General features: G+C 62.1%; 19 protein-coding genes. All 19 read right to left on the bottom strand.

Features of this window, described 5'->3' with window-relative positions; translation table 11 throughout:
* Positions 1-101 precede the first annotated feature (101 nt).
* The 19 genes from ACUCCZ_RS04715 to ACUCCZ_RS04625 all read right to left on the bottom strand — a co-directional run bounded on the left by ACUCCZ_RS04715 (position 102) and on the right by ACUCCZ_RS04625 (position 17,914).
* Complete coding sequence (locus ACUCCZ_RS04715; RefSeq protein WP_435916484.1) at positions 102-542, bottom strand: F0F1 ATP synthase subunit epsilon; 441 nt, start codon at positions 540-542, stop codon at positions 102-104.
* 6 nt (positions 543-548) lie between these two features.
* Positions 549-2,003, bottom strand: coding sequence for a F0F1 ATP synthase subunit beta (gene atpD / locus ACUCCZ_RS04710; RefSeq protein ID WP_435916483.1), 1,455 nt, complete (start codon positions 2,001-2,003; stop codon positions 549-551).
* An 11-nt stretch (positions 2,004-2,014) separates the two neighbouring features.
* Complete coding sequence (locus ACUCCZ_RS04705; protein ID WP_435916482.1) at positions 2,015-2,959, bottom strand: F0F1 ATP synthase subunit gamma; 945 nt, start codon at positions 2,957-2,959, stop codon at positions 2,015-2,017.
* Between the two features lie 3 nt (positions 2,960-2,962).
* Positions 2,963-4,600, bottom strand: a complete 1,638-nt coding sequence (atpA, locus tag ACUCCZ_RS04700; protein WP_435916481.1) for a F0F1 ATP synthase subunit alpha — start codon at positions 4,598-4,600, stop codon at positions 2,963-2,965.
* Between the two features lie 53 nt (positions 4,601-4,653).
* Positions 4,654-5,445 (bottom strand): F0F1 ATP synthase subunit delta, encoded by a 792-nt coding sequence (locus ACUCCZ_RS04695; RefSeq protein WP_435916480.1) that lies wholly within the window; start codon positions 5,443-5,445, stop codon positions 4,654-4,656.
* Complete coding sequence (locus tag ACUCCZ_RS04690; protein WP_435916479.1) at positions 5,442-5,996, bottom strand: F0F1 ATP synthase subunit B; 555 nt, start codon at positions 5,994-5,996, stop codon at positions 5,442-5,444. Before ACUCCZ_RS04690 ends, ACUCCZ_RS04695 begins: the two co-directional genes overlap by 4 nt.
* 10 nt (positions 5,997-6,006) lie before the next feature.
* A complete protein-coding gene (locus ACUCCZ_RS04685) occupies positions 6,007-6,228 on the bottom strand; it encodes a F0F1 ATP synthase subunit C (protein WP_435916478.1) in 222 nt (73 codons plus the stop codon).
* A gap of 86 nt (positions 6,229-6,314) precedes the next feature.
* Complete coding sequence (atpB, locus tag ACUCCZ_RS04680; protein ID WP_435916477.1) at positions 6,315-7,091, bottom strand: F0F1 ATP synthase subunit A; 777 nt, start codon at positions 7,089-7,091, stop codon at positions 6,315-6,317.
* Positions 7,088-7,366, bottom strand: coding sequence for an AtpZ/AtpI family protein (locus tag ACUCCZ_RS04675; RefSeq protein ID WP_435916476.1), 279 nt, complete (start codon positions 7,364-7,366; stop codon positions 7,088-7,090). The genes atpB and ACUCCZ_RS04675 overlap by 4 nt, the downstream gene beginning before the upstream one ends.
* Before the next feature lie 14 nt (positions 7,367-7,380).
* The gene (locus ACUCCZ_RS04670) at positions 7,381-7,875 is read right to left on the bottom strand and encodes a cyanate permease (protein ID WP_435916475.1); all 495 of its coding nucleotides are present in this window, start codon (positions 7,873-7,875) and stop codon (positions 7,381-7,383) included.
* A gap of 156 nt (positions 7,876-8,031) precedes the next feature.
* On the bottom strand, positions 8,032-9,135 hold the full coding sequence (locus tag ACUCCZ_RS04665) for an MraY family glycosyltransferase (RefSeq protein ID WP_435916474.1): 1,104 nt from the start codon (positions 9,133-9,135) through the stop codon (positions 8,032-8,034).
* Between the two features lie 9 nt (positions 9,136-9,144).
* Entirely contained in the window at positions 9,145-10,020 is an 876-nt protein-coding gene (locus ACUCCZ_RS04660) for an L-threonylcarbamoyladenylate synthase (RefSeq protein ID WP_435916473.1), read from the bottom strand.
* Positions 10,013-10,888, bottom strand: a complete 876-nt coding sequence (gene prmC, locus ACUCCZ_RS04655; protein ID WP_435916472.1) for a peptide chain release factor N(5)-glutamine methyltransferase — start codon at positions 10,886-10,888, stop codon at positions 10,013-10,015. Before prmC ends, ACUCCZ_RS04660 begins: the two co-directional genes overlap by 8 nt.
* A complete protein-coding gene (prfA, locus tag ACUCCZ_RS04650) occupies positions 10,885-11,973 on the bottom strand; it encodes a peptide chain release factor 1 (RefSeq protein ID WP_435916471.1) in 1,089 nt (362 codons plus the stop codon). Before prfA ends, prmC begins: the two co-directional genes overlap by 4 nt.
* 106 nt (positions 11,974-12,079) lie before the next feature.
* Positions 12,080-12,289 carry a 50S ribosomal protein L31 gene (rpmE, locus tag ACUCCZ_RS04645; protein WP_435916470.1) on the bottom strand — a complete coding sequence of 70 codons (210 nt, stop codon included), beginning with the start codon at positions 12,287-12,289 and terminating at the stop codon, positions 12,080-12,082.
* A 115-nt stretch (positions 12,290-12,404) separates the two neighbouring features.
* Positions 12,405-14,315, bottom strand: a complete 1,911-nt coding sequence (gene rho / locus ACUCCZ_RS04640; RefSeq protein WP_435916469.1) for a transcription termination factor Rho — start codon at positions 14,313-14,315, stop codon at positions 12,405-12,407.
* Between the two features lie 299 nt (positions 14,316-14,614).
* Complete coding sequence (thrB, locus tag ACUCCZ_RS04635) at positions 14,615-15,505, bottom strand: homoserine kinase (RefSeq protein WP_435916468.1); 891 nt, start codon at positions 15,503-15,505, stop codon at positions 14,615-14,617.
* 10 nt (positions 15,506-15,515) lie between these two features.
* Positions 15,516-16,586, bottom strand: a complete 1,071-nt coding sequence (gene thrC / locus ACUCCZ_RS04630) for a threonine synthase (protein ID WP_435916467.1) — start codon at positions 16,584-16,586, stop codon at positions 15,516-15,518.
* Positions 16,587-16,588: 2 nt separating this feature from the next.
* Entirely contained in the window at positions 16,589-17,914 is a 1,326-nt protein-coding gene (locus ACUCCZ_RS04625; RefSeq protein ID WP_435916466.1) for a homoserine dehydrogenase, read from the bottom strand.
* Positions 17,915-17,966: the final 52 nt, after the last annotated feature.

Here is a 17,966-nt window from a genome sequence, read left to right as displayed (position 1 = left end):
CAGATCATTGATAGTCCATGAAGGTCACCCTAAGGTTGACCGCCGGTGACGATACGGGGAAGGGGCTGCCATGAGTCGCGACAGCCCCTTCCCGGCCTTTGTCAGACGTTCTTCTTCCCGGCGATGCGGGAAGCAGCAAGCTGAGCCTGGGCCAGGTGAAGACGATGGGTCAGATCCTGGATGACCAAGGAGTCCTCCTCGGTGCGCTCGTCCGTATTGATCTTTTTCCTCAGTTCGTCGAGGTCACGGTGGGCCTGATCGACCGAGATTTCCTCCGACTTCGTGGCGTACTGGGTGATGATCGACACGTGCCCGTCATTGTCGAGAGCCACGAAGCCACCGTCGCAGGCGATGACCTCACGAGCTCCATCAGGAGTGATGATCTGGGCCGCGCAGGGTACGAGGGCCGCGAGGAAGGCCTCGTGTCCGGGAAGGAGACCAATATCACCCTCGGTGGTCCGAACGATGATGTTGATCGACTCCCCCTTCCAGACCTCGCCGTCAGCACAGACGACCTTGACTTGAAGCGTCGGGTGACCCATGGGGACTCAGCCCTCCCTCTTCTTCTTGTCCCAGTTCTCCATCACCATGTCCATGTTGCCAACGTTGAAGAAAGCCTGCTCCGGGACGTGATCCACGTCACCGCGGCAGATCATCTGGAATCCCTCAATGGTGTCGGCCATGGAGACGGTCGAGCCAGGGACACCAGTGAACTTCTCACCCGTGTAGGTACTTTGCGACAGGAATTGCTGGATGCGACGGGCACGAGCGACGGTGACCTTGTCCTCCTCGCTCAGCTCGTCAACACCGAGGATGGCGATGATGTCCTGAAGCTCCTTGTTGCGCTGCAATATCTGCTTCACCTGGGTCGCAGTGTCGTAATGCTCCTGGCCCACGTACAGCGGGTCGAGGATACGAGAGGTCGACGTCAGCGGGTCCACAGCCGGGTACAGACCACGAGAGGCAATCTCGCGGGAGAGCTCGGTGGTGGCATCCAGGTGAGCAAAGGTCGTGGCCGGAGCTGGGTCGGTGTAGTCGTCGGCAGGGACGTAGACGGCCTGCATCGAGGTGATCGAGTGACCTCGGGTCGACGTGATTCGCTCCTGCAGCTGGCCCATCTCGTCCGCCAGGTTCGGCTGATAACCCACGGCCGAAGGCATGCGGCCGAGCAAGGTCGAGACCTCGGAACCAGCCTGCGAGAAGCGGAAAATGTTGTCGATGAACAGCAGCACGTCCTGATTCTGGACATCGCGGAAGTACTCAGCCATTGTCAGGCCGGTCAGGGCAATGCGAAGACGGGTGCCCGGGGGCTCGTCCATCTGGCCGAAGACAAGGGCGGTGTCCTTCAGCACTCCGGCCTCGTCCATCTCATTGATGAGGTCATTGCCCTCACGGGTACGCTCCCCGACACCGGCGAACACCGAGGTACCGCCGAAGTTGTGAGCAATGCGGTAAATCATCTCCTGAATCAGAACCGTCTTGCCAACGCCAGCGCCGCCGAAGAGGCCGATCTTGCCGCCCTTGACGTACGGGGTGAGCAGGTCGAGAACCTTGATGCCGGTTTGCAGCATCTCGGTCTCAGGTTCCAGGTCATCGAATCCGGGCGGATCACGATGGATCGGCCAGCGCTCGGTGACCTCGATGGTCGAGGGATCGACGTTGAGGACGTCACCGGTCACGTTCCACACGTGGCCCTTGGTGACATCGCCCACCGGCACACTGATCGGAGCACCCGTGTCACGGACCTCGGTGCCTCGGCGCAGACCATCAGTCGGCTTGAGGGAGATGGCACGCACAACGTTCTCGCCGATGTGCAGGGCCACTTCGAGGGTGATGGTATGGGTCTCCCCCATCACCTCGGTGTCGACGTGAAGGGCGTTGAGGATCTCCGGCATCCGTCCAGCCGGAAACTCGACGTCAACGACGGGGCCGATAACGCGGACGACGCGGCCGACACTTGCAACCTCGTCCTTCATCTCGGGGGACATAGCTGTCGCAGTCATGATGTTCTCTCTCACTCCTGTGGGGCGGACTCTGCAAGGGCAGCGGCGCCACCCACGATCTCGGTGATTTCCTGGGTAATGGCAGCCTGACGAGCCTGGTTGGCCTGCCGACTCAGCGACTGGATCAACTGCTCGGCGTTGTCGGTGGCCGCTTTCATGGCGCGCTGCCGGCTTGCCAGCTCCGAGGCAGCCGATTGCAGCAGGGCGTAATGGATACGGTTCGCGACGTACAAGGGCAGCAATTGATCCAGAACGCTGACCGGATCCGGTTCGAAGCGGTACTCGTGGAAGATCTCCTCATCAGATGTACCGACTCCAGGATCACCAGCCTCGAGTTCTCCCTCCGGCGTCGCCTCCGGGTCGACGACGGCCAGCGGCAACAACCTCACGACCTTCGGCATCTGCGTCAGCATCGAGGCGAAATGGGTGTACACGACGTGAATCTCGTCAACCCCACCATCCTCGGTCGGACGGAGGAACTCCTCGATCAGCGTGTCCGCGATGTCCCGGGCCTGCTTGTAGGTAGGCGAGTCGGAGAAACCACCCCACACGTGCTCGACTTTGCGGCCACGGAACTCGAAGTACTGCACTCCCTTGCGACCACACAGATAGGTGACAACCTCCTGCCTCGGTCTGAGAGCAGCGTGCAACTGCTCAGCCGACTTGATCACGTTTGAGGAATATGCTCCGGCAAGGCCACGATCGGAGGTGATCAACAGCACGGCCGAACGCTTCGGATCCGGATTGACGGAGGTGAGCGGATGCTCCTCGTGAGTGCGAGAGGCAACCGCCGACAGGGCTCGCGTCAGCTCCAAGGAGTACGGACTCGCCGCCTTGACGATGTTCTGTGCCTTGACGATCCGGGAGGAGGCAATGAGCTCCATCGCGCGAGTGATCTTCTTCGTCGTCGCGACCGAGTTCCGCCGTTCCCGCAGTTCCCGAAGGTTTGAGGCCACGACTCAGCCCTTCTTCGCGCGAACGATCTTGATCTGATCGATGTCCTCGGCGGACATCGGATCGAACTCCTCATGACCAGCCAACACCTTGCCGTCAGAGGTCTTGAATCCCTGCTTGACCACGTCGAAGGCGACCGCAGCCTCCTTCTGGGCGTCGTCGTCGAACTTGCCGGTCTCACGGATCGTGGTCAGCACGTTTCCGTGGCTGCGCAGGTACTCGAGCACATCGCCCTCGAAACGCAGCACGTCATCAACGGGGACGTCGTCGAACCTGCCGGTGGTCCCGCCCCACACGCTGATGGTCTGCTCCTCGACCGGGTAAGGGGAGAACTGTCCCTGCTTCAGGAGCTCCATCAAGCGGGCGCCACGATCCAGCTGACGACGAGAGGTCTCGTCCAGGTCGGAGGCGAACATTGCGAAGGCTTCCATGTCCCGGTACTGGGCCAAGGAGATCTTGAGCGTGCCGGACACCGACTTCATGGCCTTGATTTGGGCCGCCCCACCGACACGGGACACCGAGATACCGACGTCGACAGCCGGACGTTGGTTGGCGTTGAACAGATCGGACTGCAGGAAGATCTGACCATCGGTGATGGAGATGACGTTCGTCGGGATGAAGGCCGACACGTCGTTGGCCTTGGTCTCGATGATTGGAAGACCGGTCATCGAACCCCCACCCAGCTCGTCGGAGAGCTTCGCACAACGCTCCAGTAGACGGGAATGGAGGTAGAAAACGTCACCGGGGTAGGCTTCGCGGCCCGGCGGACGACGCAGCAGCAGCGACATTGCTCGGTAGGCCTCGGCCTGCTTGGTCAGGTCATCGAACACGATGAGGACGTGCTTGCCCTGGTACATCCAGTGCTGTCCGATGGCCGATCCGGCGTACGGAGCAATGTACTTGAAGCCGGCGGGGTCGGACGCAGGAGCGTGAACAATGGTGGTGTACTCCATCGCACCGGCCTTCTCGAGGGCGCCCTTGACCTCGGCAACCGTCGAGCCCTTCTGGCCGACGGCCACGTAGATGCAGCGGACCTGCTTCTTGGGGTCGCCGGACTCCCAGTTGGCCTTCTGGTTGATGATGGTGTCCATCGCGATGGCGGTCTTACCGGTCTTGCGGTCGCCAATGATGAGCTGCCGCTGACCACGACCGATCGGGATCATCGAGTCGATGGCTTTGAGACCGGTCTGCAACGGCTCACGGACCTCCTGGCGATCCATGACACCAGCAGCCTGAATCTCGAGGGCACGGCGACCTTCAACATCCTTGATCTCGCCGAGGCCGTCCACGGGGTTGCCCATCGCGTCGACGACGCGACCGAGGTAACCCTCACCAACCGGCACCGACAACACCTCGCCAGTGCCATGAACGGTCGATCCCTCATCAATGCCGTCGGAGTCGCCAAGCACGACCACACCAATCTGCCGCTCTTCCAGATTGAGGGCAATGCCCATCGTCCCGTTCTCGAAGCGCAGCAACTCGTTGGCCATGACCGAGGGAAGACCCTCGACGTGGGCGATACCGTCACCGGAGGTGACGACAGTGCCGACCTCCTCACGGGCCGCCGTCTCCGGCTCGTAGTTCTGGACGAAGTTGTCCAGGGCGTCGCGGATCTCCTCCGGACGTATCGTCAGTTCCGCCATTGCGTCTCCTTGTAAGCTCCCCTGTCCCGCACTCGAGGTGGGGGTCACGTGTGTCAGCCCAGTTCTCGTCGGGCTTTGTCCAGACGGTGGGCCACCGTCGAGTCGATGACCTCGGTGCCGAGGTCGATGAGCGCACCACCAAGCACCGCCGGGTCGACGACCTCGGACAGCTCGATCGGGCTGCCGGTGATCCGTTCCAGTTGCTTCACCATCTCGGCACGCTGTGCGGCAGTCAGCGCACTGGCAGTCGTCACGATGGCACGCCTCCGTTCGGCCATTTCGGCGGCAATGTGCAGATAGCCGTCGACGACCTGCTCGAAAGTGCTGTCGGATGACACCACCGCGCGGCGAGCCAGAGCGAGGGTGTCCGCGCTGACTCGGTCGCCTATCAGCGTCGTCAACAGCTTCTGGCGATCCTCCACCGAACGGTTCGGATCACCGATCGCCACCTGAAGTGAAGCCTGTCCGCGCACCAGCCGACTGATGTGGAACAACTCGTCGGCAACCGCCTCAAGACGGTCAGCCTGTCGGGCTCCGCGCAGCACGGCACGAACACCCTGACGCTCCAGGGCGCGCGTCAAGGCTGCTGGTGACCGCCACGTGCACGTGGTGGTCGCGTCCAGAAGTTCCTTGCAGTCAGGAGAGACCTTCGACGCGAAGACCGCGTCCACGAGTCCCTGACGCGCCTTGGCCTCAGAACCAGTGTCTGACACTGCGCGTCGTAAGCCGGACTCACGATTCAGAACGTCGACAACCGCGAAAATCTCAGTAGCGAAATCGGTACCTGTACCACGCCGATCGCCAACCTCGTCTAGGTGCTGTGATGCGCTCACCGCCGTCGTCATACCCGATTCACCGTCCGCGAGTCAGAAGCCGAGGGCTCCTCGGCCAGCGAGGACAGGAAGCGGTCGACGGTCGCCTGGACGCGCTGGTCGTCTTGTAAGGACTCCCCTACGATCCGACTGGCCAGAGTGGTCGCAAGGCCACCGATCTCGGCACGTACGTCGCGCACAGCCTGATCGCGTTCCGCCTGAATCTGGGCGTTGGCGCGCTCAGTGATGCGACTGGCCTCGGCCTGGGCCTGGGCACGCATCTCCTCAACGATCTGCGCGCCCTGGTTCTTGGCGTCGTCACGTATCTGGGCGGCCTCACCGCGCGCGTTGGCCAGCTGAGCCTGGTACTTCTCCAGAGCCGCCTTCGCCTCAGCTTGAGCTTTCTCGGCCCTCTCAATTCCACCTTGAATCGTCTCGGTGCGCTCCTCGTAAAGCTCCTCGAAACGGGGAACAACCGCCTTGGCGATGAGCCACGTGAGGAGCAGGACAAGGATGACTCCGACGATGATCTCGATGGGATCCTCAGGAGCAAGCGGCCCGAGATCCATCTCGAGGATGTTCATACGTCCGGGCTCACTTAACGACGAAGGCAAGAACGAAGCCGAACAGCGCCAGGGCCTCAACCACAGCGAAGCCGAGGATTGCCGGCGTCCACATAGCCGATCGGGCCTCCGGCTGACGAGCGGTGCCATTGATGACGGCAGCGAAGATCCACGCCACGCCGAGGGCCGGGCCGAGGGTGGCCAGGCCATAGCCGAGCACGTTGAGCGAGCCACCGATGAGCATGGGTACCATGGTGTTTCCTTCCGAATTGTGCCCCTGTGGGGCGTTGTCTTCGTCGCCGGTCTGTTTGACGACGAGGTCCTAGAGGCAGCGTGCCGTCAGTGTTCCTCGGATATCGAGGATGCCACATACTGTGCCGACAGCACGGTGAACACGTAGGCCTGCAGGAAGCCCACGAACAGTTCCAGCGCGAAGAGCGCGAAACTGAGGATCAGGGAGAAACCACCAGCGATGTTGTACATGACGCTGGAGGGATAGGTGAGAAGGAATCCGCCGCCGACGACGAAGATCATGATGATGAGGTGGCCGGCGAACATGTTGGCGAACAGTCGCAACGACAAGGTCAGCGGACGGGTGATGAAGTTTGACAGGAACTCGAGCGGGATGATGAGCCACCACAGGTACCACGGGACGCCTGGAGGAAGCATCGAGTCCTTGAGGTAACGGATGCCCTTGGTCTTGAAGCCGGCGATGACGTAGACGAACCACGAGACGATCGCGAGACCGTAGACGTACCCGACGTGGGAGAAGGTCGGGAACATGAAGACGAAGAGCTCGCCGAACCAGTTGTTGATGAGGATGAAGCTGAACAGCGCTACCAAGTACGGCAACCAGGGCTCGAACCCATGACCGATGGTGTCGCGCACCAGCGCGTTGCGGATGAAGTTGTAGCAGTACTCGCCGAAAACCTGACGCTTACCGGGAACGACCTTGAGCCCGCGGCTCATCCATACCCAGAAGGCGATGACGACGATGAAGGCGATGATCGCCTGCCAGAACGGCTTGTCCATCCAAGCCACCCCGAAGGTCCCGTCGAACATGAAGTCCTCAAGCCCTGGAGTGTGAAATTCCAGGGGAGACACGATCCCGTTCACTGACCCTCCCGGTCGTTGTTCTGGTCGGGCACGATCCCGTAGCGCTTGACAATGAGATAGACGCTCGCCGCAAAGCCACCGATCATGCCGACGACAAAAATCCACACTTGATGGAAGTGGCTTGACAGTAGCCAGCCGATACCACCATAGAAGAGCATGCCCGCGAGGACATAGCTCAAGACCCCCCAGGCGTCGCCGTCACTGGACGGCGCGGAGCTGGTACTCGTTCGCGTCATTGAGTTCGTACTCATGTCTATGGTGACTTTAGCAGCCATGACCCCACTAGTACTCATCGAAGGCTGCCATCGTCGTGACGACACTCGGCATCGGTCGGATTGGGATCTTCAGGATCTTCATAAATCCGCTGTGGCTGCGAACTAGCTAGGGCCGCGCCGACGGTCCAGGCCAGTGCGGACCCGACTATTGCTGATGCGCATGGAAGCGGGACAAGCCCAGTGTGGTGCTCGGATACCAGAACCCCAAGGCCGCCCAGAACACTGATCTGGATGACGAAGAGTCCAACGCCGAGAAGCCAGGAACCGCTCCGATTGAGCAGATGAACACCACGGCCGCACGCAAGAAATGCCACAGCCACGACGGTGCCAGCCAGACCACTACAGGCTGACGGTACGCGGGGTCGAACGATGACGGTCGTCACTGAGGTCACGAGCAGGCCGGTCACTGTAGCCCACAGCAGCCCACTACGGTACACACGAGACACGACACGAGATGTCGCCGACGCACGACGGTCAACGCGAGCATGACCCATGGCGAGACGTGTCATCTCGTCATCCCTCCCCGTGGTCATGACCAATGAATCCAAAAGTGGTGAGTCAAACCATCAGAACTCGGCAACGCGACGCTGTGAGTCGAGTGATTGGCCTGGTGAGGTCGCCCTCGGTGAGAAACGTAACACATGACGCGTGATGGCGTCGAAGTCTCAGGTTTCGGCAGATGGATGCCGCGAGTTTTCCATCGTCAGGAGCACGCACATGATCAGCCCCGCGATGACGATGGCTACCGCCCACCAGGTTCTCTCCAAGCCGATGAACACCGTTCCGAAGGTCAACACAGTGGTCCACAGGTACATCAGCAACACGGCTCGAATGTGGGAGTGCCCTCGCTGCAGAAGACGGTGGTGAAGGTGCTGCTTGTCGGCGACGAAGAACCAGGTTCCTCGCCACGTTCGCCTGACGTACCCCATGACGAGGTCGAGGAAGGGAATCGCGAGCACCATGAGCGGGACGATGATCGGCAGGTAGGCGGGAACCAACCCACCACCGTGGGCCGTAAGGGCTGTGGAGTCGATCTGCCCGGTCAAAGAGATCGTGGACGTGGCGAGAAGCAAACCCAGCAACAGGGATCCCGAATCCCCCATGAACATCTTCGCGGGGTGCCAGTTGTGCGGCAGGAATCCCATACAGGCTCCCGCACTCGCAGCGGTGATGAGGCTCGTCGTCGTCGCCACCACGAAATCCTGCTCGTGGGCCAGCAGGTAGGTGTAGAAGAAGAAGGCGAGAGACCCAATGGCGACGACACCAGAGGCCAACCCGTCCAGGCCATCGATGAAGTTCACCGCATTTGCACACAACACGATGAAGAAGACCGTGACGAGGATCGACGTTGGCGTCCCCAGGGCAATGATTGAGTTGGGCAGCGGAATCCAGAACATCCGGACTCCACCTGTGACGACGATTCCGGCCGCCAACACCTGCCCTGCAGCCTTCGCCAGAGCAGGTAGGTCAAGCAGGTCGTCAAGGACACCCACGGCGCAGATGACGGCCCCCGCGACGCAAATCGTCAGGGCATCATCAGCCACCAGGAGGTGACGCCCCAAGAAAGGCATGTTTCGCGCCAACAAGCATGCCAATGCCACTCCACCGAGCATGGCCACCCCTCCGAAGTAGGGAACAGGCCTGGTGTGGACGTCTCTCGAGCGCACCTTGGCAACAGCCCCCCATCTCAGAGCAGCCTGCCGACACAGGCTCGACAACAAATAGGTCGTCAGACCTGATGTCAGCATCACCAGGATGTACTCGCGCATGTTCGCGGGTCAGTTCTCGCCGGTCGAGGTGGCTGGAGGCTCGGAGTCTGGACCGGGCTCGTCCGACGAAGTGGTGTCGGCCTTGCGAACGTCCTCCTCGGCGGCTTTGGGCTCTTCCATTCCGACAACATCGGGAGCCACCTCGTGGATGGCCTCCAAGGACAAGGCACCCTGACGAACGATCTTGCCGTCAGTGGTCGACACGAAGTCGATGATGGTGGACGCCTCCCCTACCCGACTCGGTCCGGCGTCCAGATACACCGCAACCGTGACGCCGAGTTGTTCGGCGGCTCCCTGAGCCGTCAGCGCAGCCGAATGTCCGGACTTGTTCGCACTCGAGACCGCCATGGGGCCCGTCATGCGCAACAACTCACGGGTCTGCTCCTGGTCAGGGACGCGCACGGCAAGAGTCCCGTTGGTCTCTCCCAGGTCCATCCCGAGCGACTCCTGAGCACGCAGGATGAGAGTCAGACCACCTGGCCAGTACTTCTGCGCGAGAGCCTCCGCTGCGGCCGGGATGCGCTGGCACAGGGCCGGCAGCGCGACCGAATCACTGACGAGGATCGGCGGTGGCATGTCACGCCCGCGTTCCTTGGCATTGAGAAGACGCTGAACGGCCAAGGTGTCGAGGGCATCAGCGCCGATCCCGTACACGGTGTCGGTCGGCAGGACGATGCACTCGCCATCAGCGATGGCATCCGCGGCCTGTTCCAGAGCCGCTTCGTAGGTGTCTGGATTCGTGACATCGAGAATGAGCGGGGTGGTCCCGATGCCCTCCGTGTCGGCCTCGGCCTCAATGGGATCGGACTGACTGTCGGCCGACTCCACGTCAGCGCCTTCCGTCAGCTCGTTGTCCTCGACCATCGTCTGGTCAGTCTCATCCATGCCATACATCCTTCCACCGTCGTCGAGCAGTGACGAACCTCGGCCTACCTGCCAGATCATCATGATCCTCGACTTCGTCCCACTGTGCCGTCGTCGTCATGTACTCAGTCACGGCCTGGCGGTGAGTGTCACCATGTTCCATCACGAACAGTCCTCCCGGCACGAGGAGCTCTGATGCACGGTCAATGAGTCGACGTGGAAGGTCCAACCCGTCATCCCCGGAGAACAGCGCGAGGTCGGGTTCGTGGTCCGTGACGTCAGTGGGCATGGCAGCAGCATCGACGCGTCGCAGATACGGTGGGTTGGTGACGACGACATCGAAGCGACGTCCATCATCCGGCACCTCCAATGCGTCACCGGCGAGAACTTCCACCCCGGAACCGGCAAGGTTCCCACGAGTCCACACCAAGGCGTCCTCATCGAGCTCGACCGCGCTGACACGCGCTCCTGGTACCTCGCTGGCAATCGCTAGCGCGATGGCGCCGGTACCCGCACACAGATCGATGACGCTCGGGGCGGATCCGGCCATGACGAGACGGCGTGCCTCGTCAACGGCCCGTTCGACCAGCAATTCGGTTTCCGGCCGAGGTATGAAGACCCCAGGTCCAACGTCCATGCGCAGCCCGCGGAACCAGGCATGACCGACGATGTATTGGGTCGGTTCCCCGGATCGACGTCGGTCCACCATCTCGTCGAAGCGATCCGCGTCATGAGGGCTCACACTCGACACGAAGACAAGCGTGGCGGGTTGGACGTCAAGGGCCTCGCACAGCAACATCCGTGCGTCAGCAGCTGGGGTTTCGACACCTCCGGTGGCCAGCTTTCGGGTAGCTCGTGCCAGAAGCAGTGAGGGGCTGGGATCTGTCATGAGGCCTCCTGCTCATGACGCTCGTCAGCCATCCGCCGTCTCACCTCGTCTGTGTGGAGAGCATCAAGTACCTCGCCGAGATCACCCGCGAGGATTTGGTCGAGTTTGCGGGACTTGTAGCCGATGCGGTGGTCGGTGAGCCGATTCTCCGGGAAGTTGTAGGTCCGCACTCGCGCCGAGCGGTCAACGGTACGGACCTGGTCCCGGCGCATACGATCATTCTCATCAGCAGCTCGCTGGGCAGCCAGAGCAGCAACCTTGGCACGCAGCATCCGCATGGCCTCGGTCTTGTTCTGCAGCTGACTACGTTCGTTTTGGCAGCTGGCGACGATTCCGGTTGGAAGGTGGGTGAGACGGACCGCGGAATCGGTGGTGTTGACTCCTTGTCCGCCGGGGCCCGACGAGCGGTACACGTCGACGCGAACATCGGCAGGATCGATGTCCACCTCTGTCTCGTCGACGTCAGGCATGACGAGGACACCGACCGCTGAGGTGTGAATACGTCCAGCGGATTCCGTCACTGGCACCCGCTGAACTCGGTGAACGCCGCCCTCGTGCTTAAGGTAGCCGTACGCCGGGTGTGACGGCACACCCTCGACGGCGACGACGACAGAACGGTAACCACCCAAGTCAGTCAACTCGCTGGTGAGTTCACGAACCGACCAGCCAACCCTCTCGGCGTAGCGCGTGTACATCCGCAGCAGATCAGCGGCGAAGAGGGCGGACTCCTCGCCGCCCTCACCCGAATGGATCTCGACCAAGGCGTCCTCATGATCGAGTGGGTCCGAGGGGACGAGCAGCTCGGTCAGTTCAGCATTGAAGGCATCGAGGTGGTTTCGCAGGGTTTCGGCCTCCTGCGCAAAGGCGGGGTCCTCGTCGGCAAGGTCGTCAGCGGCCTGGATGTCTGCGGTCAGCTGGTTGACGCGGTCGGCGACTGACACAACGTGACATAGGCGTGAGTGGCGTTTGCCCAATCGCCCCATCACTGCCGGGTCAGACAACACATGTGGGTCGGCAAGTTGGGTCTCAACCTCCCGCAGCCGACGACGAACCTCGTCAACCGCTTGCTGCGTCGATTCACTCATGACCCTCCTGACCAACCATGCCCGGGGGGCGTTGAAAGGCCCCGGAAACGACCATGACGCCGAGCATGAGCCCGGCGTCATGGTGATACGTCATTGATGGACGACGTCAGTTCTTCTTGCCGTAGCGGCGCTCGAACCGGGCGACGCGGCCACCGGTGTCGAGAATCTTCTGCTTACCGGTGTAGAACGGGTGACACTGCGAGCAGACGTCGGCATTGAGGGTGCCGGACTTCGCGGTGCTGTGGGTGGTGAAGGTGTTCCCACACGTGCACACCACGGTCGTCTCATGGTACTCGGGATGAATTCCCTGCTTCATATGTGATCTCCTTAATCAAACGTGCTCCGGGTCGCCCGACTGATCCACTCGGGCGTGAACCGGAACCGGCGCTCCACAGTACACCGAATGGCCGGTACCGGTCCACTCGGCCGTGTCAGTCCTGGCTGGGAGTCGTCTTGGAAATCGTGTAGAGGAATTCGACGTTGGTCTGAGTCTTGCGCAGCCTCGAGAGCATCATCTCGAGGGCCTGGGAGCCTTCCAGACCAGAGAGAACGCGGCGCAGCTTCCACATGATCGCGGTCTCCTCACGCGAGAGCAGCAATTCCTCGCGCCGGGTACCGGATGCGTCGACATCAATGGCCGGGAAGAGCCTCTTGTTTGCGAATTCGCGGCGCAGGCGCAACTCCATGTTGCCGGTGCCCTTGAATTCCTCGAAGATGACCTCATCCATCTTCGAGCCAGTCTCCACGAGGGCGGTGGCGAGAATCGTCAGGGAGCCGCCGTGCTCGATGTTTCGGGCCGCGCCGAAGAACTTCTTGGGCGGATACAGAGCGGCCGAGTCGACACCACCGGAGAGGATACGTCCGGAGGCGGGGGCGGCCAGGTTGTAGGCACGTCCCAGACGGGTGATGCCGTCCAGCAGAATGACGACGTCATGACCGAGTTCCACCAGACGCTTGGCTCGCTCGATGGCCAACTCGGACAACTGGGTGTGATCGTCGGCAGGACGATCAAAGGTCGACGCAATGACCTCACCACTGACGGTGCGCTGGAAGTCGGTGACCTCCTCAGGGCGCTCGTCGACCAACACCACCATGAGGTGAACCTCAGGATTGTTCTTGGTGATCGAGTTCGCGATCGACTGCATGATCATCGTCTTGCCGGCCTTCGGAGGCGAGACGATGAGGCCGCGCTGGCCCTTACCGATCGGGCTGACCAGGTCGATGATGCGGCCGGTCATGTTCTTCGGGTCATCCTCGAGACGCAGACGCTCCTGCGGATACAGCGGGGTGAGCTTGGAGAACTCGGGACGCTGCTTCATCTGCTCAGGATCCGCACCATTGACCTGCTCGATCTTGACCAAGGGTGCGAACTTCTCACGCCTTTCCCCCTCGCGGTGTGCACGCATCTGACCGACGATGACATCGCCCTTGCGTAGCCCATGACGACGAACCATGGCCATTGAGACATAGGCATCGTTCGAGCCGGGCAGGTATCCCGAGGTACGCACGAAAGCGTACTGGTCGCGAGTGTCGAGAATGCCGGAGCACGGCACGAGGACGTCATCCTCGCGGACATTCGGCTCGGAATCTGAGTAACGATCGTTGGAACGCTTGCGACGGTTCTGTCGATCGCGTTGACGGCGACGGCGCGAGCGGCGACCACCATTGCCGTAGTCCGAGGAGCGGCCATAGTCGTCGTCGGACTCATGGTTCGAGTCGTTGTCATTGTTGGTGCGGTCACGATGACCTCCGCGATCCAGTTGGGAACGCTCGCCGTTCTTCCCACGCGAGAGTGCCTCCAACCGGGCACCGACCTCATCGTTGACATTGCTGTCGCCGGAATCTCCGTTGGAATTCTCGCGGGAGGTGTTGCGAGCCCGACGACGCGGCGGGTCTCCTCTGCCGCCACGGTCGCCATTGTCGCCGTGCGGACGGTCGTTGGTGTCGTCCTCGCCACGCTGGCCGTCGCCTTCCAGCTTCTTCGTCTTGTCGGCGCGCTTGTGTGCTTCCGCGGACTCAAGAAGGTCACCGACCGACGGAGTGTTCTCGCCCTTCGAGGAGCGCGACTCGGAATCGATCAGGTCATTGTCGCGACGACGCTGGGTACGCTGTGGACGGGTCTGGTCCCCCTCACCGGAAGTGTGGGGCTTTTGACCACCGTCACGGCGCGGGGCTGGTTTCCTGGCTCCTGGGTATCCCCCTTCTGAGATGGCGGCCACGAGGTCAGCCTTGCGCATACTGCGAGCTCCCTTGATACCCATCTGGGTGGCGATGGATCGAAGTTCAGGCAGCAACTTCGTGGACAGATCCGAGGATCCACCCGGCTGTGAGGTTTGAGTCACGTAAGTCCCTTCGAACTGCCCTGGCCGGTGCAACTTCCGGCGGGCGAGGTTTCATCGGGCCTGCCGTCGGAATCGACAATGGGTCGGGCGGCTGACACCACGGAGATCCGGGATGGTCTGCTGAGTGAGACTCTCGGCCATGGTGTGGCGTTCGAGGCCCTCGAACGCCGAGGACATGGTCCCCAAGGACGGGACTGTGACACAAGGGTCACGACTCGATCGTCAGTGGGGAATTGCGCGCATCCGGCGCGTGTACGTCACTACTATAACGCACACAACGGATCGCGTTCACACAGCGGTCAAAGGACATGAACACCTTCACCGAGAACGAGATCGTGGACGACGAAACCGGTCGCGTCGACGTCGCAGGCTGCCTCGAACTGTTCACGCGTTCCCAAGGCCAGGACGGTGGGTCCGGCGCCGGAAACAACGGTGGCCACACCACGATCGCGCAGGGTGTCCATGAGCGCAGCTGACTCCGGCATGAGAGTGCGACGGTAAGGCTGATGTAGCCAGTCCTGAGTGGCAGCCAACAGGTGTTCCGGTGCGGTCGTCAACGCTGTGACCAGGAGGGACGCGGCCAGAACTTGGTGCACGGCGTCGCCACGATCGACCTGCTCTGGAAGGACCTGGCGTGCCAGTGCAGTGGGCATATGGCGGTCGGGAACGAAGACCCGGAAGATGATTGACGGGTTGACGGCCAGCCCGATGTGATTGACGACGTCCCCGCTCAACCACGCCAGCTGGGCACCGCCGAGGATGGCCGGGGCGGCATTGTCAGGATGCCCCTCGATGGCAGCCGCCATCGTCAGCAGCTCGGTGCGATCCAACGGGACTCCGGGACGCGCCAGTCCCCAGGCCAAGGCCAATCCTGACACGATTGCCGCAGCCGAGGACCCGAGGCCACGGCTGTGCGGAATGGCGTTGACAGCGGTCAGGTGCAATCCAGCACCCGGGTGGGGGTAACCCAGTTCCACCAACCCCTGTCGCAGCGTCGCGACGACAAGGTGAGATTCGTCATGGGGAACGGTGTCGGCCCCCTGCCCCGTGACATCGATCTGCACCCCGGGTTGATCAAGGACTTCGACTCCAACGTCGTCCCACAGGTCCAGTGCCAGGCCCATACAGTCATAGCCAGGACCCAGATTCGCCGAGGTGGCAGGAACACGCACCCGCACACTGTCAGCCATTGTCAACCTCTCAGGAGTGGAAATCCAACAACGCTGCGACCTTGTCGGTCGACGCCTCGACGGCCTCGGTCGACAAGGTGGTACGGCTCAGAGCAGTGTCGATGTCTTTGAGGCCATTGCCCGTCACCGTGATGACGATGCGCTGCCCGGACTCCAGACGACCCTCAGACTTCAGCTTGAGAAGACCGGCCACCCCAGCGGCCGAGGCTGGCTCCACGAAAATGCCTTCGCGAGCTGCCAGGAAAGCCTGCGCGTTGAGGATCTGCTCATCGGTGACGGCCTCGATGAGACCGTTCGACTCATCGCGGGCGGCAAGGGCGAGACTGCCCGATGCCGGACGGCCGATACGAATGGCCGTGGCCACTGTTTCGGGATCGTCGACGTCGTGGCCCAACACCAGCGGAGCAGCCCCAGAGGCCTGGAACCCAAACATCCTCGGGGCGTGACCAGCAGAGCCGTCAGCGGCGTACTCACGATAACCCTTCCAGTACGCGGTGATGTTTCCTGCATTGCCGACCGGCAGGGCATGGATGTCAGGGGCATCGCCGAGGACGTCGACGATTTCGAAGGCAGCCGTCTTCTGCCCTTCGATGCGGTACGGGTTGACCGAGTTCACCAAGGACACCGGGAAGTTCTCGGCCAGCTCACGAGCGATGCGAAGACAGTCGTCGAAATTTCCGAGGACCTGGATGATGCGACCGCCATGGACGACGGCCTGGGCAAGCTTGCCGGCCGCGATCTTTCCTTGCGGAAGAAGCACGACTGGGGTCATGCCGGCCCGGGTTGCGTAGGCCGAGGCCGAGGCCGAGGTGTTGCCGGTGGAGGCACACACGACGGCCTTGGAACCATCGGCCACGGCTTTCGTCATGGCCATCGTCATGCCCCGGTCCTTGAAGGAACCGGTCGGGTTGGCCCCCTCGACCTTGATCCACACCGAGGCGTCAAGCTCGGCGCCTAGACGCGACGCAGGCACCAACGGTGTGGAGCCCTCCCCCAGGGTGATGATCTCGTCGATACCCTCCATCGGGAGATGGTCTCGGTAATTCTCGATGACGCCGAAGGGACACTTCTGCTTGGTCATGATCACATTCCCTCCACTCGGATGACACGAGGATCAGAGTTGACGTAATGGTGTCCGGTGAGTTCATCGACGCATTCCTGGACGTCGCACTCTCGGGCCTCGTGGGTGAGGATCTTGAGGGTCGCGGACCAGCCGTCGGCACGGTCATTGCCCTCCACCGCTGACTGCTGGACGGTCTGCAAGGAGACACCATGACTCGCGAAGATCTTCGCGACCTCGGCGAGGACGCCCGGTTCATCGCGCACCTGCAGGCGCAGGTGGAACCTGGTGTGCACGTCGGCGATGGGCAGAATCGGGAACTCGCCGTAGACGTCCTGGGGAGGCCCGGCCACTCCTCGAACCAGGTTACGAGCCACCGTCACCAAGTCACCCATCACGGCTGAGGCCGTCGGGGCACCCCCAGCACCCGGCCCGAGGAACATCAGGTGTCCGGCTTCGCGGGCCTCCACGAAGACAGCATTGAAGGCGCCGGACACTCCGCCCAGCGGATGAGCGGCAGGAATCAGAGCCGGATGAACGCGAGCGGAGATACCGACAGGGGCGGCCTGACAGACGGCGAGCAGCTTGATGACGCAGTCCATGTCCCGAGCGGCGGCAATGTCCTCACGGGTGATCGCAGTAATGCCCTCCCGGTACACCTGGTCGCCGCGCATGCGCGTGTGAAACGCCAGGGTGGACAGCAGGGCCGCCTTGGCAGCGGCGTCATAGCCCTCGACGTCGGCAGTCGGATCAGCCTCGGCATATCCCTTGGCCTGCGCCTGGGCCAGGGCCTCGTCGAAACCTGCTCCCGTGGTCGTCATCTGGTCGAGGATGTAATTCGTCGTACCATTCACGATGCCCATGACTCGGGTGATCTGGTCACCGACGAGTGACTCGCGCAGAGGCCGAACGATCGGGATGGCTCCGGCCACAGCAGCTTCGTAATAGAGGTCGACGCCATGATCCTCGGCGACCGCGTGCAGTTGCGTACCATGGGCGGCCAGCAGAGCCTTGTTGGCGGTGACGACGGAATGACCCTTCTCAAGGGCGGTTGTCAGGAGCTGACGCGCAGGGTCGATGCCACCGATGAGCTCGATGACGATGTCAATGTCGCCACGATTGACCAGCGCTGTCGGATCATCCGTGAACAGCCGCGAGTCAAGGCCCTGGCGCGGGCGATCAGGATGGGCAACAGCGATGCCTGCGAGCTCGACGCGACGGCCCACTCGAGCGGTGACGTCGTCGCTGCGGGACTCAATCATGCGGGCCACCTGGGAACCCACGACCCCGCACCCCAGGAGGGCCACGCGGATCGGCTGGGCTGACGCGGAATCGATGGTGTTCGTCATCTCGTCCTCATCTCGTTGTTGTCAGCTGATGATTGTTGAGGGGGCCTGGGCC

The sequence above is a fragment of the Cutibacterium nasicola genome, assembly GCF_052654715.2.
Note: the sequence above shows the minus strand (reverse complement) of the source record. Positions and strands in the feature narration are given on the sequence as shown.